General features: G+C 65.8%; 20 protein-coding genes and 2 tRNA genes. 14 read left to right on the top strand and 8 right to left on the bottom strand.

Annotated elements, in window-relative coordinates; all coding sequences use genetic code 11:
- Positions 1-20: 20 nt before the first annotated feature.
- From ACJH7A_RS16140 to rpmH, 5 genes are read right to left on the bottom strand one after another with little or no spacing between them, the layout of a single operon-like run.
- Positions 21-557, bottom strand: coding sequence for a protein jag (locus ACJH7A_RS16140; RefSeq protein WP_406802332.1), 537 nt, complete (start codon positions 555-557; stop codon positions 21-23).
- A 58-nt stretch (positions 558-615) separates the two neighbouring features.
- Positions 616-1,626 carry a membrane protein insertase YidC gene (gene yidC / locus ACJH7A_RS16135; RefSeq protein WP_244872898.1) on the bottom strand — a complete coding sequence of 337 codons (1,011 nt, stop codon included), beginning with the start codon at positions 1,624-1,626 and terminating at the stop codon, positions 616-618.
- Positions 1,627-1,669: 43 nt separating this feature from the next.
- Positions 1,670-1,945, bottom strand: a complete 276-nt coding sequence (gene yidD / locus ACJH7A_RS16130; RefSeq protein ID WP_406802331.1) for a membrane protein insertion efficiency factor YidD — start codon at positions 1,943-1,945, stop codon at positions 1,670-1,672.
- Positions 1,942-2,319: a ribonuclease P protein component gene (gene rnpA / locus ACJH7A_RS16125; protein WP_406802330.1), complete on the bottom strand. Its 378-nt coding sequence runs from the start codon at positions 2,317-2,319 to the stop codon at positions 1,942-1,944. The genes yidD and rnpA overlap by 4 nt, the downstream gene beginning before the upstream one ends.
- 22 nt (positions 2,320-2,341) lie before the next feature.
- Positions 2,342-2,485 (bottom strand): 50S ribosomal protein L34, encoded by a 144-nt coding sequence (rpmH, locus tag ACJH7A_RS16120; RefSeq protein WP_073695092.1) that lies wholly within the window; start codon positions 2,483-2,485, stop codon positions 2,342-2,344.
- Positions 2,486-3,097: 612 nt separating this feature from the next.
- Here rpmH and dnaA point away from each other — a divergent pair.
- The 11 genes from dnaA (at position 3,098) to ACJH7A_RS16065 (ending at position 15,728) form a co-directional block, all read left to right on the top strand.
- Positions 3,098-4,573, top strand: a complete 1,476-nt coding sequence (dnaA, locus tag ACJH7A_RS16115) for a chromosomal replication initiator protein DnaA (protein WP_346416624.1) — start codon at positions 3,098-3,100, stop codon at positions 4,571-4,573.
- Positions 4,574-5,202: 629 nt separating this feature from the next.
- Positions 5,203-6,393 carry a DNA polymerase III subunit beta gene (gene dnaN, locus ACJH7A_RS16110; protein ID WP_061006386.1) on the top strand — a complete coding sequence of 397 codons (1,191 nt, stop codon included), beginning with the start codon at positions 5,203-5,205 and terminating at the stop codon, positions 6,391-6,393.
- 28 nt (positions 6,394-6,421) lie between these two features.
- Positions 6,422-7,315: a phosphogluconate dehydrogenase (NAD(+)-dependent, decarboxylating) gene (gene gnd / locus ACJH7A_RS16105; RefSeq protein ID WP_346416623.1), complete on the top strand. Its 894-nt coding sequence runs from the start codon at positions 6,422-6,424 to the stop codon at positions 7,313-7,315.
- Positions 7,316-8,479 (top strand): DNA replication/repair protein RecF, encoded by a 1,164-nt coding sequence (gene recF / locus ACJH7A_RS16100; protein WP_346416622.1) that lies wholly within the window; start codon positions 7,316-7,318, stop codon positions 8,477-8,479.
- 23 nt (positions 8,480-8,502) lie between these two features.
- Positions 8,503-9,051 (top strand): DUF721 family protein, encoded by a 549-nt coding sequence (locus ACJH7A_RS16095; RefSeq protein WP_318985906.1) that lies wholly within the window; start codon positions 8,503-8,505, stop codon positions 9,049-9,051.
- A gap of 219 nt (positions 9,052-9,270) precedes the next feature.
- Entirely contained in the window at positions 9,271-11,298 is a 2,028-nt protein-coding gene (gyrB, locus tag ACJH7A_RS16090) for a DNA topoisomerase (ATP-hydrolyzing) subunit B (protein ID WP_346416621.1), read from the top strand.
- Positions 11,299-11,388: 90 nt separating this feature from the next.
- Positions 11,389-13,905: a DNA gyrase subunit A gene (gene gyrA, locus ACJH7A_RS16085; protein ID WP_406774416.1), complete on the top strand. Its 2,517-nt coding sequence runs from the start codon at positions 11,389-11,391 to the stop codon at positions 13,903-13,905.
- A 43-nt stretch (positions 13,906-13,948) separates the two neighbouring features.
- Entirely contained in the window at positions 13,949-14,878 is a 930-nt protein-coding gene (locus tag ACJH7A_RS16080) for a DUF3566 domain-containing protein (RefSeq protein ID WP_406774415.1), read from the top strand.
- Positions 14,879-14,968: 90 nt separating this feature from the next.
- Positions 14,969-15,042: transfer RNA gene (locus ACJH7A_RS16075), tRNA-Ile, on the top strand.
- Positions 15,043-15,197: 155 nt separating this feature from the next.
- Positions 15,198-15,270: transfer RNA gene (locus ACJH7A_RS16070), tRNA-Ala, on the top strand.
- 92 nt (positions 15,271-15,362) lie between these two features.
- On the top strand, positions 15,363-15,728 hold the full coding sequence (locus tag ACJH7A_RS16065; protein WP_406774414.1) for a hypothetical protein: 366 nt from the start codon (positions 15,363-15,365) through the stop codon (positions 15,726-15,728).
- A 72-nt stretch (positions 15,729-15,800) separates the two neighbouring features.
- Here ACJH7A_RS16065 and cwsA read toward each other — a convergent pair whose 3' ends face one another.
- Positions 15,801-16,172, bottom strand: coding sequence for a cell wall synthesis protein CwsA (gene cwsA / locus ACJH7A_RS16060; RefSeq protein WP_212807817.1), 372 nt, complete (start codon positions 16,170-16,172; stop codon positions 15,801-15,803).
- Positions 16,173-16,303: 131 nt separating this feature from the next.
- On the opposite strand from cwsA, the gene ACJH7A_RS16055 reads away from it, so the two are divergent.
- Positions 16,304-16,831, top strand: coding sequence for a peptidylprolyl isomerase (locus ACJH7A_RS16055; RefSeq protein ID WP_166555253.1), 528 nt, complete (start codon positions 16,304-16,306; stop codon positions 16,829-16,831).
- A gap of 65 nt (positions 16,832-16,896) precedes the next feature.
- Here the strand turns inward: ACJH7A_RS16055 and ACJH7A_RS16050 are convergent, their stop codons facing one another.
- Together ACJH7A_RS16050 and crgA are read right to left on the bottom strand one after the other, a co-directional pair.
- Positions 16,897-17,310: a PH domain-containing protein gene (locus ACJH7A_RS16050; protein ID WP_406774413.1), complete on the bottom strand. Its 414-nt coding sequence runs from the start codon at positions 17,308-17,310 to the stop codon at positions 16,897-16,899.
- Between the two features lie 148 nt (positions 17,311-17,458).
- Entirely contained in the window at positions 17,459-17,743 is a 285-nt protein-coding gene (gene crgA, locus ACJH7A_RS16045) for a cell division protein CrgA (protein ID WP_020099906.1), read from the bottom strand.
- Between the two features lie 80 nt (positions 17,744-17,823).
- Here crgA and ACJH7A_RS16040 point away from each other — a divergent pair, with 80 nt between their 5' ends.
- Complete coding sequence (locus ACJH7A_RS16040; RefSeq protein ID WP_406774412.1) at positions 17,824-18,642, top strand: DUF881 domain-containing protein; 819 nt, start codon at positions 17,824-17,826, stop codon at positions 18,640-18,642.
- 37 nt (positions 18,643-18,679) lie between these two features.
- Positions 18,680-19,348, top strand: a complete 669-nt coding sequence (locus tag ACJH7A_RS16035; protein ID WP_318985855.1) for an aminodeoxychorismate/anthranilate synthase component II — start codon at positions 18,680-18,682, stop codon at positions 19,346-19,348.
- Position 19,349: the final 1 nt, after the last annotated feature.

Raw genomic sequence — 19,349 nt, 5'->3', positions numbered from 1 at the left:
CATCGATGTAATTAAGGTGCTCAATCGAGCAGAACAACCACCCGGCGCGACGGCTCAACGCCCTCGCTCTCGCTGTGGACGCCGTCCACGGCCGCCACGGCGTCGTGCACGATCTTGCGCTCGAACGGCGTCATCGGCGACAGCTCTTCGCGCTCACCCGACGCCAGCACCCGCTCGGCCACCTTCTTGCCCAGCGCGGCCAGTTCATCACGACGCTGGCGACGCCACCGGGCGATGTCCAGCATCAACCGGCTGCGTTCGCCGGTCTTCTGGTGCACTGCCAGCCGGGTCAGCTCCTGAAGCGCGTCCAGCACCTCGCCCTTGCGTCCCACGAGCTTGCTCAGATCGTTGCCGCCGTCGATGCTGACGACCGCACGGTCGCCTTCGACGTCCAGATCGATGTCACCATCGAAGTCCAGCAGATCGAGGAGTTCCTCGAGGTAGTCACCGGCGATCTCGCCTTCGGCGACCAGTCGTTCCTCGAGATCGTCGTTCTTGCTTGCAGGAGCGGCCTCGGCCGTCGCCGGGGCCTCCGCCTGCGTTTCTGTGTCTGTCATATCCCTGCCTTCTCCCTCTTGCACCGGCCGTGGCTCAGGGTCTTTACCCTCTGACCGGTCAACGCTTCTTCTTGTTGGGCTTGGCGCCCGGCGCCGGCTTGGACCCGGCCGCACCGGATTCCGTGCCGTCGAGCTCTGTTCCGGTCTGTTCGACGTCGGTACCCGAGCTCGCCGGGGCAGCCGGCGGATTGCCCTTCTTGGACCGGTTCGGCTTCACACCGGGTGCCGGGGCATTGGCAGAACGGCGTGCGATCGCCTGTTCCTTCTCCTCCGCCTCACGCTTCTCGATCCGGTTGAACACCACGTGCTGCTGGCCGTAGGTCCAGATGTTGTTGGCCACCCAGTACATGAGAATGGCGATCGGCAGGAACGGGCCGGACACCACGACACCCAACGGGAACACGTACAGCGCCAGCTTGTTCATCAGCTGGGTCTGCGGGTTCTGCTGGGCTTCCAGGCTCTGCCGGGCCACCGACGCGCGGCTGTTCATGTGGGTCGCGATACCCGAGACGATCATCAGCGGAATGCCGACAAGGATCACCGACATGCGATCGAAGTGCGCGAACGCCTTGAGGCTCTCACCGGTCTGAATCATGGTGGCGCCCAACGGCGCACCGAACAGGTCGGTGTTCAGGAAGTGGCTGACGTCGGTGGCGCTGAAGAAGTAGTTGCCGATCGACCGGTTCTGCTCGATGGACAGCGCCTGGGCACCGATGCCCATCCCGGCGCCCTCCGTGCGGTTGAACGAGCGCAGCACGTGGAACAGGCCCAGGAACACCGGAATCTGCGCCAGCATCGGCAGACAGCCCAGGAGCGGGTTGAAACCGTGTTCGCTCTGCAGCTTCTGCATCTCGAGTGCGAGCCGCTGACGGTCCTTGCCGTACTTCTTCTGCAGTTCCTTGATCTGGGGCTGCAGTTCCTGCATCTGCCGGGTGGTCTCGATCTGGCGGACGAACGGCCGGTACAGGATGGCACGCAGGGTGAACACCAGGAACATCACCGACAGGCCCCAGGCGAAGAAGTTCTCCGCACCCAGGATCGCGCCGAAAAGCTTGTACCAGAGCCACATGATCCCGGATACCGGGTAATAGATGTAGTCCAGACTGAACCAGTTAAAAGACAAGCGAATCGCTCCTTGACTGCGCGGCGGTTGCCGCGGACCGTCTTTCGGGAATGGGGTCCCATCCCCCGTCATGCCACGGGCCACACTTGGCCAGCCGGACTGTCGTCAGCCAACAACCACGGAACAATCCGTGTTCGGTGAGTGCCTCGACGGCGTACTGGCTACAGGTGGGGCTGAACCGGCAGCTGGGCAGACGCATCGGCGACACCATGTTGCGGTACAGCTCGATGAGAAAGATCAGCCCGCGGGCCAGCCGCTGACTCATGGCCGGGATCCGGACTTCGCGTGAGCGCGCTGCACTGCGACTCGCAGTTCGTCCTGCAGCGTGGCGGTGGCAGCTTCGCGACTGCCGGGCAGGGCCCGGATCACCAGCAGCTCACCGGACTGCAGCTCGGCCAGCAGGTCCCTGCTGGCATGACGGAGCTGACGGGACACCCGGTGTCGCTGGACGGCGTTGCCGACCGATTTACCTACGACGAGACCGACTTTCGGCGCCTGCTCGGTGTTTGACCCGGCATCGCCAAAATCTCGTGGTGCCAATGAGTGCACCACGAGATCCCGTTGCGCCGAGCGCACACCGCGGCTCACGGTGACTCGAAAGTCTGTCGAGCGCGTCATCCGGTTACGAGCCGGAAGCACGGTGCTTCGATCCTGCGTCAGGTCACGCAGTGAGAGAGCGACGGCCCTTGCCGCGACGTGCCGACACGATGGCGCGGCCGGCACGGGTCCGCATACGCAGACGGAAGCCGTGCACACGAGCCCGACGGCGGTTGTTCGGCTGGAAAGTCCGCTTGCCCTTGGCCACGGCTGTATCTCCTCAACTATGTGACGCCCGCACTCGCCCACCGACATGAACGAGTCATGCCGGTGGGCACGGTCGTCGCTGGTAAGCGCACGCATCTTGCTTGCTAGCCGGCGCGGTACCGATCGAAGTTCGTGGCAGAACTTCCCCGGTCGCAGCCGTATCACCACGTGTGGGCGACTGTTCGAGGGTACTGATCTGAATTCTCCGGGTCAAACCTCGCTGTCCCACGTCAGCAACCGTTACCGCTTCGTAGCGAGAAGCGAGGCGGATCGCACATGAGTTCGTCACAGTTGTCCCACTCGCAACGTGGCAAGCCGACACGCCCAAGAACCTCGAACCAATGTTGCCGAACGGTTGGCGGACGAACCGAAAACTTGTTAGCTTCTGCCAATGCCGTTGCACGACGGCGCCAGACAACAAGCCAGAGAGGTCCCGACGCTACGAGCCCACAGACGTTCCTGTGACGAGCCTCAGCGCGCGGGCTTCCTGCATGCAAAACACGAGCACGACGGCACTCTCCTACTTTGTCCACAGTCTGTGGATAACTATGTGGACAGATTGTCGTCGTTTTATTGAGCCGCCGGTCAGGCGGTTGCGAGGGGGTAGTAGTCGTTGACCGCTAACCCCAGTGCATCGTTCACCGACATCTGGAAAAGCGTGGTCGCCGAACTCAACGGTGACCTCGGCGGCACCACGACGCTGACCGCCCAACAACGGGCCTGGTTGCGCATGGTTCAGCCGCTGGTGCTGACCGAGGGTTTCGCGTTGCTGTCGGTGCCCACGCAGTTCGTGCAGAACGAGATCGAACGGCACCTGCGCGAACCGATCATCGCCGCGCTGAGCCGGCACCTCGGACAACGCGTCGATCTCGGTGTCCGCATCGCGGTCCCGGAGACCGATGACCGGCCGGTGGCCGCGGAAGCCCCCGAAGCCGACACGCCCGAACCCGAACCAGCCGCCGTCGCCGACGACTTGGACGACGACGCCGACGAGCTGCCCGGCGCCGAAGAGACCTGGCCCCGGTACTTCAACCGGCCGCCCGCCGACGAATCGGCCGATCTGAGCCTCAACCGGCGCTACACCTTCGACACCTTTGTCATCGGCGCCTCCAACCGGTTCGCGCACGCCGCGACACTGGCGATCGCCGAGGCGCCGGCCCGCGCCTACAACCCGCTGTTCATCTGGGGTGAATCAGGTCTGGGCAAGACGCACCTGCTGCACGCGGCGGGCAATTACGCGCAGAAGCTGTTCCCCGGCATGCGGGTCAAGTACGTCTCGACCGAGCAGTTCACCAACGACTTCATCAACTCGCTGCGGGACGACCGGACCGCGTCGTTCAAACGCAGCTTCCGCGACATCGACGTCCTGCTGGTCGACGACATCCAGTTCATCGAAGGCAAGGAAAGCACTCAGGAAGAGTTCTTCCACACCTTCAACACGCTGCACAACGCGAACAAGCAGATCGTCATCTCGTCGGACCGGCCGCCGAAACAGCTTGCGACGCTGGAAGACCGGCTGCGGACCCGGTTCGAATGGGGTCTGATCACCGACGTTCAGCCGCCCGAGCTGGAGACCCGCATCGCGATCCTGCGCAAGAAGGCGCAGATGGATCGCCTGGATGTGCCGGACGACGTACTCGAGCTCATCGCCAGCCGCATCGATCGCAACATCCGCGAGCTCGAGGGTGCGTTGATCCGCGTGACGGCGTTCGCGTCGCTGAACAAGACGATGATCGACAAGTCGCTGGCCGAGATCGTGCTGCGAGATCTCATCGCTGACGCCGGCACCACTCAGATCAGCATCGCCACGATCATGGCGGCCACGGCCGAGTACTTCGAGACCACCGTGGAGGAGCTCCGCGGCCCCGGTAAGACCCGCGCCGTCGCCCTGTCCCGGCAGATCGCCATGTATCTGTGCCGGGAGCTCACGGACCTGTCGTTGCCGCGGATCGGGCAGGCCTTCGGCCGCGACCACACCACCGTGATGTACGCCGAACGCAAGATCAAGAAGGAAATGGCCTCGCGGCGTGAGGTTTTCGATCACGTCAAGGAACTCACCACCCGGATCCGGCAGCGGTCCAAGCACTGAATCTGTCTTCTTCGGCACCGGCCCCGCAGGCGTGATCGCCTGGGGGCCGGTGTTGTTTTAGCGGGCCGTGAGTGGGGTACCCGAGCCCCAGATCCCCGGATCCAGCGTGATTTGTGCCCCTACGACCCGAATCTCAAAAAGATTTTTTTTGGCATCACTAGCACCTCCAGCCACACGACGGGGTGTGCACAGCGCTGTGTACTACATGGGATAAACCCTGGGATTCTGCTCAGAACAATCCACATGGCCGGATCGCTCCACAAATACAAGGATTGGATTAACGCCGCGTGCACAGTCTGCGCACAGGGCGGGATCCCGCCGCTGAGGCCCGGACCAGCAACTCCGTGGATCCATCCACAGCGTGCACAACCCCTATTACTAATACCTTTAGATCCCTATGGATCTTCTTCTAAAAGCAGTCCGTTGGGGAAACTCCCCGTGGACAACCGGATCCCGACGGGATTCCGGGGGTCGTCACAGGCTGTGCGGGCTGATCGTTTAGCTTTCAACTTCACGCGGAACGCTCTACGGTGTTCTTCGATAGCCGGAACCAACGCCGATGCGTGTTGTTCACGCCTCACGGCGGGATCCGGCAGGTAAGCGTGGTGGGGTAACAGCGAAGGGACGCTATGGACGTGGCGACGACAGCCGGTCTGACCGATTTGAAGTTCCGTCTCGTTCGGGAAGACTTCGCCGACGCCGTGGCCTGGGTGGCCCGGATCCTGCCGTCCCGGCCGTTGAACCCGGTCCTGGCCGGTGTGCTGCTGACTGGCTCCGACGACGGTCTGACCATCTCCGGATACGACTACGAGGTGTCGGCCGAGGTGCGCGTGGCGGCTGAAATCGCGTCTCCTGGCAGTGTTTTGGTTTCGGGCAAGCTGCTCTCGGACATCACCCGCGCACTGCCGGCCAAGCCGGTGGAACTCAGCGTCGAAGGCACCCGCGTGGCGCTGAGCTGCGGTAGCGCCCGCTTCTCCCTGCCGACCATGGCGGTCGAGGACTACCCGGCGCTGCCGGCGCTGCCGGATGAGACCGGCATCGTGCCCGCCAACGTCTTCGCCGAGGCCATCGGTCAGGTGGCGGTCGCCGCCGGCCGCGACGACACCCTGCCGATGTTGACTGGTGTGCGCGTCGAGATCTCGGGCGAGAAGGTCGTGCTGGCTGCCACCGACCGGTTCCGGCTCGCGGTGCGCGAACTGACCTGGAACTCGGCGGTGCCGGATCTCGAAGCGGCCGTGCTGGTTCCGGCGAAGACGCTGGCCGAGTCCGCCAAGTCGGGAGCCGACGGCACCGAGGTGCACCTGTCGCTCGGTGCCGGTCAGGCTGTCGGCAAGGACGGAATGCTGGGTATCCGGAGCAATGGCAAGCGCACCACCACGCGCCTGCTCGACGCCGAGTTCCCGAAATTCCGCCAGCTGCTGCCGGCGGAGCACACCGCGGTGGCCACCATCGGTGTCGCCGAGCTCGCCGAGGCGATCAAGCGTGTCGCGCTGGTCGCCGATCGTGGCGCCCAGGTCCGCATGGAGTTCGCCGACGACATCCTGCGCCTGTCGGCCGGTGCCGACGACGTCGGTCGCGCCGAGGAAGACCTGCCGGTCGAGTTCTACGGCGAGCCGTTGACCATCGCGTTCAACCCGACCTACCTCACCGACGGCCTGGGTTCTTTGCATGCCGATCGTGTGACGTTCGGGTTCACGACGCCCAGCAAGCCTGCAGTGTTGCGTCCCGCCGGGGAGAATCAGTACTCGGGATCCGGTCCGTTCCCCGCCGGGGACACCGACTATGTGTACCTGCTGATGCCGGTGCGCCTGCCGGGCTGACCGGAACACGACAGCGGAGGAAGCACTGATGCAACTGGGGTTGATCGGCCTCGGAAAAATGGGCTTCAACATGCGCGAGCGTCTGCGCGGTGGCGGCCACGAAGTCATCGGATACGACCCGCGGCCGGAAGTCAGCGACGTACCGTCGCTCGCCGCGCTCGCCGAGCAGCTCGAGGCCCCGCGCGTGGTGTGGGTCATGGTGCCCTCGGGTGAGATCACGCGGGAGACCATCGAGGATCTCGCGAACGTGCTCAGCTCCGGCGACCTGGTGATCGACGGCGGCAACTCCCGCTACACCGAAGACGGCGTGCATGCAAAGCTGTTGGCGGACAAGGGAATCGGATTCATCGACGCCGGGGTTTCCGGTGGCGTCTGGGGCCTGACCGAAGGCTATGGCCTGATGGTGGGCGGTAGTGACGAGGACGTCGCCCGCGTCATGCCGATCTTCGAGACGCTGCGGCCCGAGGGAGATCTCGCGGACGGCTTCGTCCACGCCGGTCCGGTCGGCGCCGGCCACTTCGCCAAGATGGTGCACAACGGCGTGGAGTACGCGCTGATGACCGCCTACGGCGAGGGTTACGAGATGCTTGCCGCGTCGGACCTGATCAAGGACCCGCAGGCGGTCTACCAGGCCTGGACCAACGGCACCGTCGTGCGGTCGTGGCTGCAGCAGCTGCTGGCCAAGGCACTGAAGGAAGATCCCCAGCTGGCCGACATCAGCGGCTACACCGAGGATTCCGGTGAAGGCCGGTGGACGGTCGAGGAGGCCATCCGGCTGCGGGTGCCGGTACCGAGCATCGCAGCCTCGCTGTTCGCCCGGTTCCTGTCCCGGCAGGACGACTCCCCGACCATGAAAGCCGTTGCGGCACTTCGTAACCAGTTCGGTGGCCACGCCGTCCAGAGGGTCAGTAAGTCCGGCTAGGTGTTTGTTCGACAGCTCAGTCTGACCGACTTCCGGTCGTGGCCGCGGCTCGACCTGGAATTGGCACCGGGTCGGACCGTGTTCGTCGGCCAGAACGGCTTCGGAAAGACCAATATCGTTGAGGCCCTGTGGTATACGGCCACGCTCGGGTCTCACCGCGTCGCCTCGGACGCCCCGCTCATCCGGTCCGGATGTGAGCGTGCCGTCGTCTCCACCATCGTCGTCAACGACGGCCGTGAGCTGGCGGTGGATCTCGACATCACGGCCGGCCGGGCCAACAAGGCCCGGCTGAACCGCTCCCCGGTCCGGTCCGCGCGCGAAATTCTCGGCGCCCTGCGGGCGGTGTTGTTCGCGCCGGAGGACTTGTCGTTGGTCCGCGGCGATCCCGGGGAGCGCCGGCGCTACCTCGATGAACTCGCGAGCACCCGCCGTCCCCGGCTGGGTGGGGTGCGGGCGGATTACGAAAAAGTGGTGCGGCAGCGCACCGCGCTCCTGAAATCCGCGGGCGCCAGCCGTTTTCGGGGTGCGGATGCCGGCGCGCTCGAGACCCTCGACGTGTGGGACGGTCATCTGGCCAGCCACGGTGCCGAGCTGATCGCCGCGCGGGTGAACCTGATCAACGAATTGCACCCGGAGATCACCAAGGCCTATCACCTGCTGGCACCCGCGTCGCGGCCCGCATCCGTCCGCTACCGCAGTTCGGTCGAGGCCGTCGAAGAACAGGCCGGCACCGGATCCGTCGACGTCGCGGCCTACCAGAGCGCCCTGCTCGACGAACTCGCCCGCCGCCGGTCCGCCGAACTCGAGCGCGGGGTGTGCCTGGTCGGGCCGCACCGCGACGACCTCGAGCTGCGCCTCGGCGACCAGCTGGCGAAAGGTTTTGCCAGCCACGGCGAATCGTGGTCGATGGCGCTGGCGCTGCGCCTCGGTGCCTACGAACTACTGCGGACCGACGGCACCGACCCGGTGCTGCTCCTCGATGACGTGTTCGCCGAACTCGATTCGGCACGCCGGCGAGCACTCGCCGACGTGGCACAATCGGCTGAGCAGGTTTTGGTCACCGCGGCGGTGCCCGACGACATTCCCCAGGACTGGGACGGCACCCGGGTCAATGTGGTGATGCGTGACGACGACGGCGGACGGATTTCGGTGGTGGACTCGTGAGTGAAGAGCCTCAGAAACCGGACATGCCCGAAAGTGCTTTCCCGCCACCACATCTCGCCCATCTCAAGGGCATGGATCTGGTGCGCCGCACGCTGGAGGAAGCCCGCGGTGCGGCCCGCAGCCAAGGAAAAGATGTCGGTCGCGGCCGTAGTGCGCCGGTCTCGAAAACCCGCCGCGGCGGTGGTCGGCGCACCTGGTCCGGACCCGGGCCCGATCGCCGGGATCCGCAGTTGCTGGGTTCGGCGACCATGGACCTGGCCCGCAGCCGCGGCTGGTCGGGCCGGATGGCCGAAGGATCGGTGTTCGGCCAGTGGTCGACGGTCGTCGGCGACCAGATCGCCGAGCACGCCTCCCCCACGTCGCTGCGCGAGGGCGTTCTCACGGTGACGGCCGAATCCACGGCCTGGGCGACGCAGCTGCGGATGGTGCAGTCGCAGATTTTGGCGAAGATCGCCGCATCCGTCGGCGACGGCGTCGTCACGTCGCTGAAGATCCTGGGTCCGTCGGGTCCGACGTGGCAGAAGGGCCCGCGGAATTTCGGTGCCCGCGGACCGCGCGACACCTTCGGCTGACGCCAAATTTGGGCGTCGCTCAGCGCGCCGATGAGTCTCAGATGACGCCCCTGGAGCGTCCGGACGCGACATCACCCGAGAAATTCCCCGCACGGCGCGAACAGACGTGTCAAAACGCTGTCAGAAAGTCAGTGCCGTCCGTACCTACCGGTAGACTGTCGACAGATCTGAGAGCGGTGTCCTCACCGCCCCCTCGAACCCCAAGGAGACGCGTTCGACGTGGCTGCCCAAAAGAAGGATGCGCCGGCTGAGTACGGTGCCGATTCGATCAAGGTCCTCGAAGGTCTGGAAGCGGTCCGCAAGCGTCCCGGTATGTACATCGGCTCCACCGGGGAGCGCGGTCTGCACCACCTGATCTGGGAAGTTGTGGACAACGCGGTCGACGAGGCGATGGCCGGTTTCGCGACCAAGGTCGACGTCCGCATCCTCGAGGACGGTGGCGTCCAGGTCACCGACGACGGCCGCGGTATCCCCGTCGCGATGCACGCCACCGGTATCCCGACCGTCGACGTCGTCATGACGGTGCTGCACGCCGGCGGCAAGTTCGAGGAAGGCGCCTACCAGGTCTCCGGTGGTCTGCACGGCGTCGGTGTCTCCGTGGTCAACGCCCTGTCGACGCGGCTCGAGGCCGACATCCACAAGGACGGCTTCGAGTGGCACCAGACCTATGACAAGTCCGTCCCTGGCACGCTGCGCAAGGGCGAGCCGTCCAAGAAGACCGGTACCATCATCCGCTTCTGGGCCGACCCGGACATCTTCGAGACCACGGTCTACGACTTCGAGACCATCGCCCGCCGGCTGCAGGAGATGGCGTTCCTGAACAAGGGCCTCACCATCGAGCTGACCGACGAGCGCGTCGCCGCCGCCGCGGTCGTCGATGAGGTCGTCAGCGATCATGCCGAAGCGCCCAAGTCCGCCGAGGAGCAGGCCGCCGAAGCGGCGGCGCCGCAGAAGGTGAAGCACCGGACCTTCCACTACCCCGACGGTCTGGTCGACTTCGTCAAGCACATCAACCGCACCAAGAGCGCCATCCAGCAGAGCATCATCGATTTTGGTGGCAAGGGTGACGGCCATGAGGTCGAGATCGCGATGCAGTGGAATGCCGGCTACTCGGAGTCGGTGCACACCTTCGCCAACACCATCAACACGCACGAGGGTGGTACGCACGAGGAAGGCTTCCGCGCCGCGCTGACCACGGTGGTCAACAAGTACGCGCGCGACAAGAAGCTGCTGAAGGAGAAGGAAGCCAACCTCACCGGTGACGACATTCGTGAAGGCCTGGCGGCCGTCGTCTCGGTGAAGGTCCGGCAGCCCCAGTTCGAGGGCCAGACCAAGACCAAGCTGGGCAACACCGAGGTCAAGTCGTTCGTGCAGAAGATCTGTAACGAGCAGCTGACCCACTGGTTCGAGGCCAACCCGGCCGAGGCCAAAACGGTTGTCAACAAAGCGGTTTCGTCGGCGCAGGCCCGCGTCGCCGCGCGGAAGGCGCGGGAGCTGGTGCGGCGCAAGAGCGCGACCGACATCGGGGGTCTGCCCGGCAAGCTGGCCGACTGCCGCTCCACCGACCCGACGAAGTCGGAACTGTATGTGGTGGAGGGCGATTCGGCCGGTGGCTCGGCCAAGAGCGGCCGGGACTCGATGTTCCAGGCGATCCTGCCGCTGCGCGGCAAGATCATCAACGTCGAGAAGGCGCGTATCGATCGCGTGCTGAAGAACAACGAGGTCCAGGCCATCATCACGGCCCTGGGCACCGGTATCCACGACGAGTTCGACATCTCCAAGCTGCGGTATCACAAGATCGTGCTGATGGCCGACGCCGACGTCGACGGTCAGCACATCTCGACGCTGCTGCTGACGCTGCTGTTCCGGTTCATGAAGCCGCTGGTGGAAAACGGCCACATCTTCCTGGCGCAGCCGCCGCTGTACAAGCTGAAATGGCAACGCAGCGAACCGGAGTTCGCCTACTCGGACCGTGAGCGCGACGGCCTGCTCGAGGCCGGCAAGAAGGCCGGTAAGCGCATCAACACCGACGACGGCATCCAGCGCTACAAGGGTCTGGGTGAGATGGACGCCAAGGAGCTGTGGGAGACCACCATGGATCCGTCCATCCGGGTGCTGCGCCAGGTCACCCTCGACGACGCCGCGGCCGCCGATGAACTGTTCTCGATCCTGATGGGCGAGGACGTCGAGGCGCGCCGCAGCTTCATCACCCGGAACGCGAAAGATGTTCGCTTCCTTGATGTTTAGCAATCCGCCCACGCGAAACGCGGCGAATCCGGCCCAGCTCGGCCGTCAAAAAACGATGTTTAACGTGAAACAATCCGCAGAAGGAATTCGATGACCGACACCCTGCCTCCCGAAGGCGATCGGATCGAACCGGTCGACATCCAGCAGGAGATGCAGCGCAGCTACATCGATTACGCCATGAGCGTCATCGTGGGCCGCGCCCTCCCCGAGGTCCGCGACGGCCTCAAGCCCGTGCACCGCCGCGTGCTTTACGCCATGTACGACTCCGGGTTCCGGCCGGACCGCTCGCACGCCAAGTCGGCGCGTTCGGTCGCCGAGACCATGGGTAACTACCACCCGCACGGTGACGCCTCGATCTACGACACCCTGGTCCGCATGGCCCAGCCGTGGTCGCTGCGCTATCCGTTGGTCGACGGTCAGGGCAACTTCGGCTCGCCGGGTAACGACCCCGCGGCCGCCATGCGTTACACCGAGGCCCGGCTCACCCCGCTGGCCATGGAGATGCTGCGTGAAATCGACGAGGAGACAGTCGATTTCATCCCCAACTACGACGGCCGCGTGCAAGAGCCGACCGTCCTCCCCAGCCGGTTCCCCAACCTGCTGGCCAACGGCTCCGGCGGTATCGCCGTCGGTATGGCCACCAACATCCCGCCGCACAACCTCCGCGAACTCGCCGAGGCCGTGTACTGGTGCCTGGAGAACCACGAGGCCGACGAGGAGACCACCCTCGAAGCGGTGATGGAGCGGGTCAAGGGCCCGGACTTCCCGACTCACGGCCTGATCGTCGGATCCCAGGGCATCTCCGACACCTACAAGACCGGTCGCGGCTCCATCCGCATGCGCGGCGTCGTCGAGATCGAGGAAGACGCCAAGGGCCGCACCTCACTCGTCATCACCGAGCTGCCGTACCAGGTCAACCACGACAACTTCATCACCTCGATCGCCGAGCAGGTGCGCGACGGCAAGATCGGCGGCATCTCGAACATCGAGGACCAGTCCAGTGACCGTGTGGGTCTGCGGATCGTCGTCGACCTCAAGCGCGACGCCGTCGCCAAGGTGGTGCTGAACAACCTCTACAAGCACACCCAGCTGCAGACCAGCTTCGGTGCCAACATGCTGTCGATCGTCGACGGCGTGCCGCGCACCCTGCGGCTGGACCAGATGATCCGGTACTACGTCGCCCATCAGCTCGACGTCATCATCCGCCGCACGCGGTACCGGTTGCGCAAGGCCAACGAGCGCGCCCACATCTTGCGCGGTTTGGTGAAAGCCCTTGACGCACTTGATGAAGTCATCGCGCTGATCCGCGCGTCGGCCAATGCCGACGCCGCCCGGGCCGGCTTGATGGAGCTGCTCGACGTCGACGAGATCCAGGCCCAGGCCATCCTCGACATGCAGCTGCGTCGTCTGGCCGCCCTGGAACGTCAGCGCATCATCGACGACCTCGCCAAGATCGAGGCCGAGATCGCCGACCTCGAGGACATCCTGGCCAAGCCCGAGCGGCAGCGCGCCATCGTCCGCGACGAGCTCAAGGAGCTCGCCGACAAGTACGGCGACGACCGTCGTACCCGGATCATCGCGGCCGACGGCGACGTCACCGACGAGGACCTGATCCAGCGCGAGGACGTCGTCGTCACCATCACCGAGACCGGCTACGCCAAGCGCACCAAGACCGACCTCTACCGCAGCCAGAAGCGTGGCGGTAAGGGCGTGCAGGGCGCCGGGCTCAAGCAGGACGACATCGTCAACCACTTCTTCGTGTGCTCCACGCACGACTGGATCCTGTTCTTCACGACGCAGGGCCGGGTGTACCGGGCCAAGGCGTACGACCTGCCCGAGGCCTCGCGGACCGCGCGCGGCCAGCACGTGGCGAACCTGCTGGCCTTCCAGCCGGAGGAGCGCATCGCCCAGGTCATCCAGATCAAGAGCTACGAGGACGCGCCCTACCTGGTGCTCGCCACCCGCAACGGTCTGGTGAAGAAGTCCAAGCTGGCCGACTTCGACTCGAACCGCTCCGGCGGCATCGTCGCGATCAACCTGCGCGACGGCGACGAACTCGTCGGTGCCGTGCTGTGCTCCGCCGAGGAGGACCTGCTGCTGGTGTCCGCCAAGGGCCAGTCCATCCGGTTCTCCGCGACCGACGAGGCACTGCGGCCGATGGGCCGCGCCACCTCGGGTGTGCAGGGCATGCGGTTCAACGAGGACGACCGTTTGCTGTCGCTCAATGTCGTGGTGCCGGACACCTACCTGTTGGTCGCGACGTCGGGCGGTTACGCCAAGCGGACGGCCATCGACGAGTACACGGCGCAAGGCCGCGGCGGCAAGGGCATCCTCACGATCCAGTACGACCCCAAGCGTGGCAGTCTGGTCGGTGCGTTGATCGTCGATGACGACACCGAGCTGTACGCCATCACTTCCGGCGGTGGTGTCATCCGGACCGCGGCACGTCAGGTGCGCAAGGCCGGACGGCAGACCAAGGGTGTGCGGTTGATGAACCTGGGTGAGGGCGACACACTGATTGCCGTCGCGCGCAACGCCGAAGAGGCCGAAGGTGGCGACGAGACCGACACCGAGGTCGACACCGCGACCGAGACCGACGAGACGTAGTGCTGCGACTGTCCCCAGCCGCCCTGATTGAAGGAGCCGCCAGGTGAGTTCCCCGAACGAGCCGGGATACACCCGTACCGGTGACGGACCCGCGAGCAACAACGGGCCGGCCACCGGATCGGGTGGCGGTGCCCATGCGGCCGACCCGGGCGGCGACACCCCGCCCTGGCAGCGGACGCGCAGCGGGGCTCAGGCGGACGCCCCTGCGGCCGGTGGGCAGAGCCTGGACGAGCGGCTGAACCGGTTCGTCAGCGGCAGTGGATCGGCATCGTCGTTGGGTGGCGGTTCGCCGTCCGATGCGGAGACGACCATCACGCCGGCCGTCACTCCTGACACCCCGCCGGTACCCCCGGTGCCGGCGGCGGCACCGTCATCGTCGCCGGCGGTGACCCCGCAGGGCAATGTGCCGCCGAAGCCGGTCCGCACGGCCGAGACGGTCCGGACGGAAACCCGGCCCGACGCCGCGTACGCCAGCGAGATCCCGGATCTGTCCCGTCAGCCGCAGCGCCGCGCGGGCGAACCGCGGGAGCCGCGCAGCACCGTCGCGACGGTCTCGCCGGCCCCGGCACGTTCGGGAGCGCCGCGCAGCCGCGCGGGTGCCCGGCAGGACGGTCCGGTGCGGGCCAGCATGCAGGTGCGCCGCGTCGACCCGTGGAGTGTGCTGAAGGTCTCGCTGGTGCTGTCGGTGGCGTTGTTCTTCGTCTGGATGATCGCCGTCGCGTTCCTATACCTCGTCCTCGGTGGCATGGGTGTGTGGAGCAAGCTCAACAGCAACGTCGGCGATCTGCTCACCAGCGGTGGCGGCAGCGGTGGTGAATTGGTTTCTGCCAGTACGATTTTCGGCGGCGCCACCCTCATCGGGTTGGTCAACATCGTGCTGCTGACGGCCATGGCCACGGCTGCGGCGTTCGTCTACAACCTGACCACGGATCTGGTCGGCGGCGTCGAGGTGACGCTGGCGGACCGGGACTAGTCGGCAGGCCTGCGGCCGCGGCTGACGTCGCGTTTTGGGCGCAGAGGTACCCATACGGTAATCTCATCGCTCGGCCGCAAGGCCACTTTCGGGCCTATAGCTCAGGCGGTTAGAGCGCTTCGCTGATAACGAAGAGGTCGGAGGTTCGAGTCCTCCTAGGCCCACGGAAGTCGGTATCACCGACTCCCCCACCGGAAGGGTGCACCGTGAGATTGGTTCTGCTGGTGCTGGGTGCCTTGCTTGGAGTGGCCGCGGTAACCGTATGGCGGACCCAGCATGGCGCAGAGGTCTGGCATTCACTTCAATCGGACACCATCGAGGGGCCTTAGCTCAGTTGGTAGAGCGCTGCCTTTGCAAGGCAGATGTCAGGAGTTCGAATCTCCTAGGCTCCACAAAAAATCCACAGCAGTACGCAAAGCGGTTCCGAGTCATCGGGGCCGCTTTTTCGTGCCGGCGTTCAGCAGCGCCGTCATACGCTGGGCTCGTGACGACAGAGATCAGCTACGCGAAGTGGATGGTGCCGCTGTCGGTGCCGTTCCGGGTCGGGCCCAAACACAGCAAGGTGGAGGTGCGTGACGGCGCGCTGCATGTGGCCATGGGTTGGGGTTTCTCCGCCGAGATCCCGGTGGCATCGATCAAGGAGGCCCGTCGCTGGGAGGGTCGCGTCACCTCGTGGGGCGTGCACGGTTTCCGCGGCCGCTGGCTCGTCAACGGTTCGTCGGACGGCGTCGTGGCCATCACGATCGACCCGCCCGTCAAGGCGAAAGTCGTCGGGTTCCCGGTGACACTGCGTGAGCTGCGCGTCAGCGTGACGGATCCCGATGCGCTGATCGCGGCGGTGAATCACTGAGTCGACGAACATGAGCTTGTGTGCCAAATCCAGCCCGGATCTGACACACAAGCTCAGTGTCGGCGCAGAAGATTAGGGCTGCGGCGTCACATCCACGCTCGGGGGCAGCGGGGAGGGCTCCGGCTGCATCGAGCGCCGCACGATCGAGAACGTGATGCCGCCGAGGGCCAGGACTGCGACGGTCGCCCCGGCGATCAGCAGGGGCCGGCGCCGCTTGGATCCGGACGACTCCACCACAAGCGCGAGATCGCCCGCGGTGTCCTCGCTGCGGTGGCACCGACGCCCCACCCAACGGGCAGTCCCCAGGGTCGAACCGACGCCCAGGCCGAGGACCCCGCGCAGGATCAGCAGCGGCCCGACGATGGTGTACTTGAGCCCGCGACCCAGGCGGGCACCGGAGCTGGGGCGGCTGACCTCGGGGACGTTCTCGGTGACAGTGCTCATCAACCAACCTCTCTACCGGACACGATTTCTGCAGACCTCCCGAGCGGAGGCCGGGCTCTACGCCAGGGCTTCCACGTTATTCGGTGGGGGCGACTTCGGGGTCTTAAATGTGAGTGGCAGACTGACTTTCCGTGACGAGCCCCATTCAGACTGCGACCGCGACGCTGCACACCAACCGCGGCGACATCAAGATTGCTTTGTTCGGTAACCACGCGCCCAAGACCGTCGCCAACTTCGTTGGTCTGGCCCAGGGCACCAAGGATTACTCCACCGAGAACGCCTCGGGCGGCACCTCCGGCCCGTTCTACGACGGCGCCATCTTCCACCGCGTCATCGACGGCTTCATGATCCAGGGCGGCGACCCGACCGGCACCGGCCGCGGCGGCCCGGGCTACCAGTTCGCCGACGAGTTCCACCCTGAACTGCAGTTCGACAAGCCCTACCTGCTGGCCATGGCCAACGCCGGCCCGGGCACCAACGGCTCGCAGTTCTTCATCACCGTCGGCCCGACGCCGCACCTGAACCGTCGCCACACCATCTTCGGTGAGGTCGTCGACGAGGCGTCGCAGAAGGTTGTCGACGCCATCGCGACCACCGCCACCGACCGCGGTGACCGCCCGACCGAGCCGGTCGTCATCGACTCGATCACCGTTTCCTGAATTCCAGCCTGACGCGCGGCGCGGCAGTCCCCTACCGGGGCTGTCGCGCCGTTTGCGTTGGAGAGCTAGGGAATCAGCCCGGCGTCGGTGAGGGCGTCGAGGACGTTGATGGGATCGGTGCCGACGTCCCATCGGGTGAAGACCAGGAGCCGGTCGTCGACGGTGTCGAGCTCCAGCAGCCGCACCTTGCGGGTCAGTCGGCGGAACTCGGTGATACGCACACTCTTGAGGTCGGCCTGTGTATAAGTCTGGGTACTGAACCACCCGCGCACCACCAGCCCGGCCGGCGTGATCGCGAGCTTCGGCCGCGCGCGCCAGGACATCACGGCGAACACCAGCAGTCCGATGGCAGCGATGCCGCCGAGAACGCGTCCGGGCAGGTCAATGACCGAAGTCAGGGCCAGGGCGACGAGTATGACGCCGAATGCGCCACAGGCCGCGATGCCGGCTGTCGGCGGGCTCCATTGAGTCTGTTCCACGAGATGTCCACACCCTTGGGGGCAAGTTATCCACAGGCACTATCCCCAATGGGGATGAATCACATCGATGTGATTGGGTGTCCGTCAGGTTGCCAGCTGGGTTACGTCACGAGACCTGGATGTAACGAACCGGGTCTGTTGACGCTGCTCAGCGCCACCGCATGGTCAGCAGCAGGCCGGTGATCATGAAGGCGAAGGCGATGGCGTAATTCCACTGGGCGAGATCGGCCATCCACTGCAGCAGGTGTGGAGTACCGGCCGGGTTCAGTGCGGCGAGCTGGAACACCGCCAGCCAGATCAGACCGATCAGCATGAGCGAGCAGAAGAACACCACGAACCACACGCTCGACGGTCCGGCCTTGACCTTCACCGGCGTCCGACTCACCGGGTTGATGGTGAAGTCGTTCTTCTTGCGAACCTTGGACTTGGGCATTGGTACCTTCGCGGACAGTCGGTGCCGCACTCCCGCGCCGGCGGAGAGAAACCGGCAATTCGGTGCGACGATGGAGCGGTATGCACTCAGAGCCTAACGCAGAAGATGTGTCGCCTCGCAGGCTCCGGACGGCGGGGACCTCGGAAGCCGACCAGCCGGCCCGTCACTCGGCCTGGCGATTCGGTGTGCCGGTGGTCTGTGTGCTCGCCGGCCTCCTGCTCGCCACCACGCACAGCGTGTCCGGGGGCAGCGAGATCCGGCGCAGCGACGCGCCCCGCCTCGTCGACATGGTGAAAGAAGCCCAGCGGACCGTCGCGACCCGCGCCGCCGAGCGCGACGACCTGCAGCATCAGCTCGAGAACCACCACGGCGGCACACCCGGCGCCGATGCCGCGCTCGGCGCCATCACCAGTCGAGCGAACGAACTGGGCCTGGAGTTGGGCCTGGATCCCATGCGAGGACCGGGCCTGGTGATCACCCTCAACGACGCCCAGCGCAATGCGCAGGGCCAGTACCCGCACGACGCCACCCCCGACGACCTCGTCGTACACCAGCAGGACGTCCAGGCGGTCCTCAACGCGCTGTGGCTGGGCGGCGCCGAGGCCGTCCAGATGCAGGACCAGCGGATTCTGGCCACCTCGGCCCCGCGCTGCGTCGGCAACACCCTGCTGCTCAACGGCCGGACCTACAGCCCGCCGTACGTCATCACCGTGATCGGCAACGTCGAGGGCATGCGCGCCGCGCTCGCCGCCGCGCCGCTGGTGACGCTCTACAAGCAGTACGTCGTGCGGTTCGGGCTCGGTTACACCGAAGAGCCGCGGGTATCGGTGGACGTCGTCGGTCACCGAATGCCGCTGAAGCTCCGGTACGCCCAACCGGCCGGACCGGTCACATATTGATTGATCGCGTCGACGGGTGACCCAGTAGCCTGACGGCATGCAGGTTCTCGTCCTCGACAACTACGACAGCTTCGTGTTCAACCTGGTCCAGTACCTGGGTCAGCTCGGGGTGCACGCGCAGGTCTGGCGTAGCGACGACGAGCGTGTCTCCACTCCCGACGGCGTCGCTGCCGTGGCGAAGGAGTTCGACGGGATCCTGGTGAGCCCGGGCCCGGGCACCCCTGAGCGGGCCGGTGCGTCCATTCCCTTGGTCCGGGCGTGCGCGGAGACCGGCACTCCCCTGCTCGGTGTGTGCCTGGGACATCAGGCCATCGGCGTGGCTTTCGGTGGCACTGTCGACCGCGCGCCCGAACTGCTGCACGGCAAGACCAGCCAGGTACACCATGCGAACAGCGGTGTGCTGCAAGGACTTCCGGACCCGTTCACCGCGACCCGCTACCACTCGCTGACCATTCTGCCGGAGACGCTGCCGGCTGAGCTGGAGGCCATCGGGCAGACCGACAGCGGCGTGATCATGGCCGTCCGGCACCGCGAACTCCCGATCCACGGGGTGCAGTTCCACCCGGAGAGCATCCTGACGCAGGGCGGCCACCGGATGCTGGCCAACTGGCTGGCAGTCTGCGGCCAGGCGCCCGACGAGGCACTGGTCAGTCGGCTCGAGCAGGAAGTCGCCGACGCGGTCTCGGCCGCAACCCGCACGGCCTGAC

Origin of the sequence: Mycobacterium sp. SMC-17 (assembly GCF_045310915.1) — a bacterium.
In the GTDB taxonomy this organism is placed as follows: Bacteria; Actinomycetota; Actinomycetes; order Mycobacteriales; family Mycobacteriaceae; genus Mycobacterium.
Note: the sequence above shows the minus strand (reverse complement) of the source record. Positions and strands in the feature narration are given on the sequence as shown.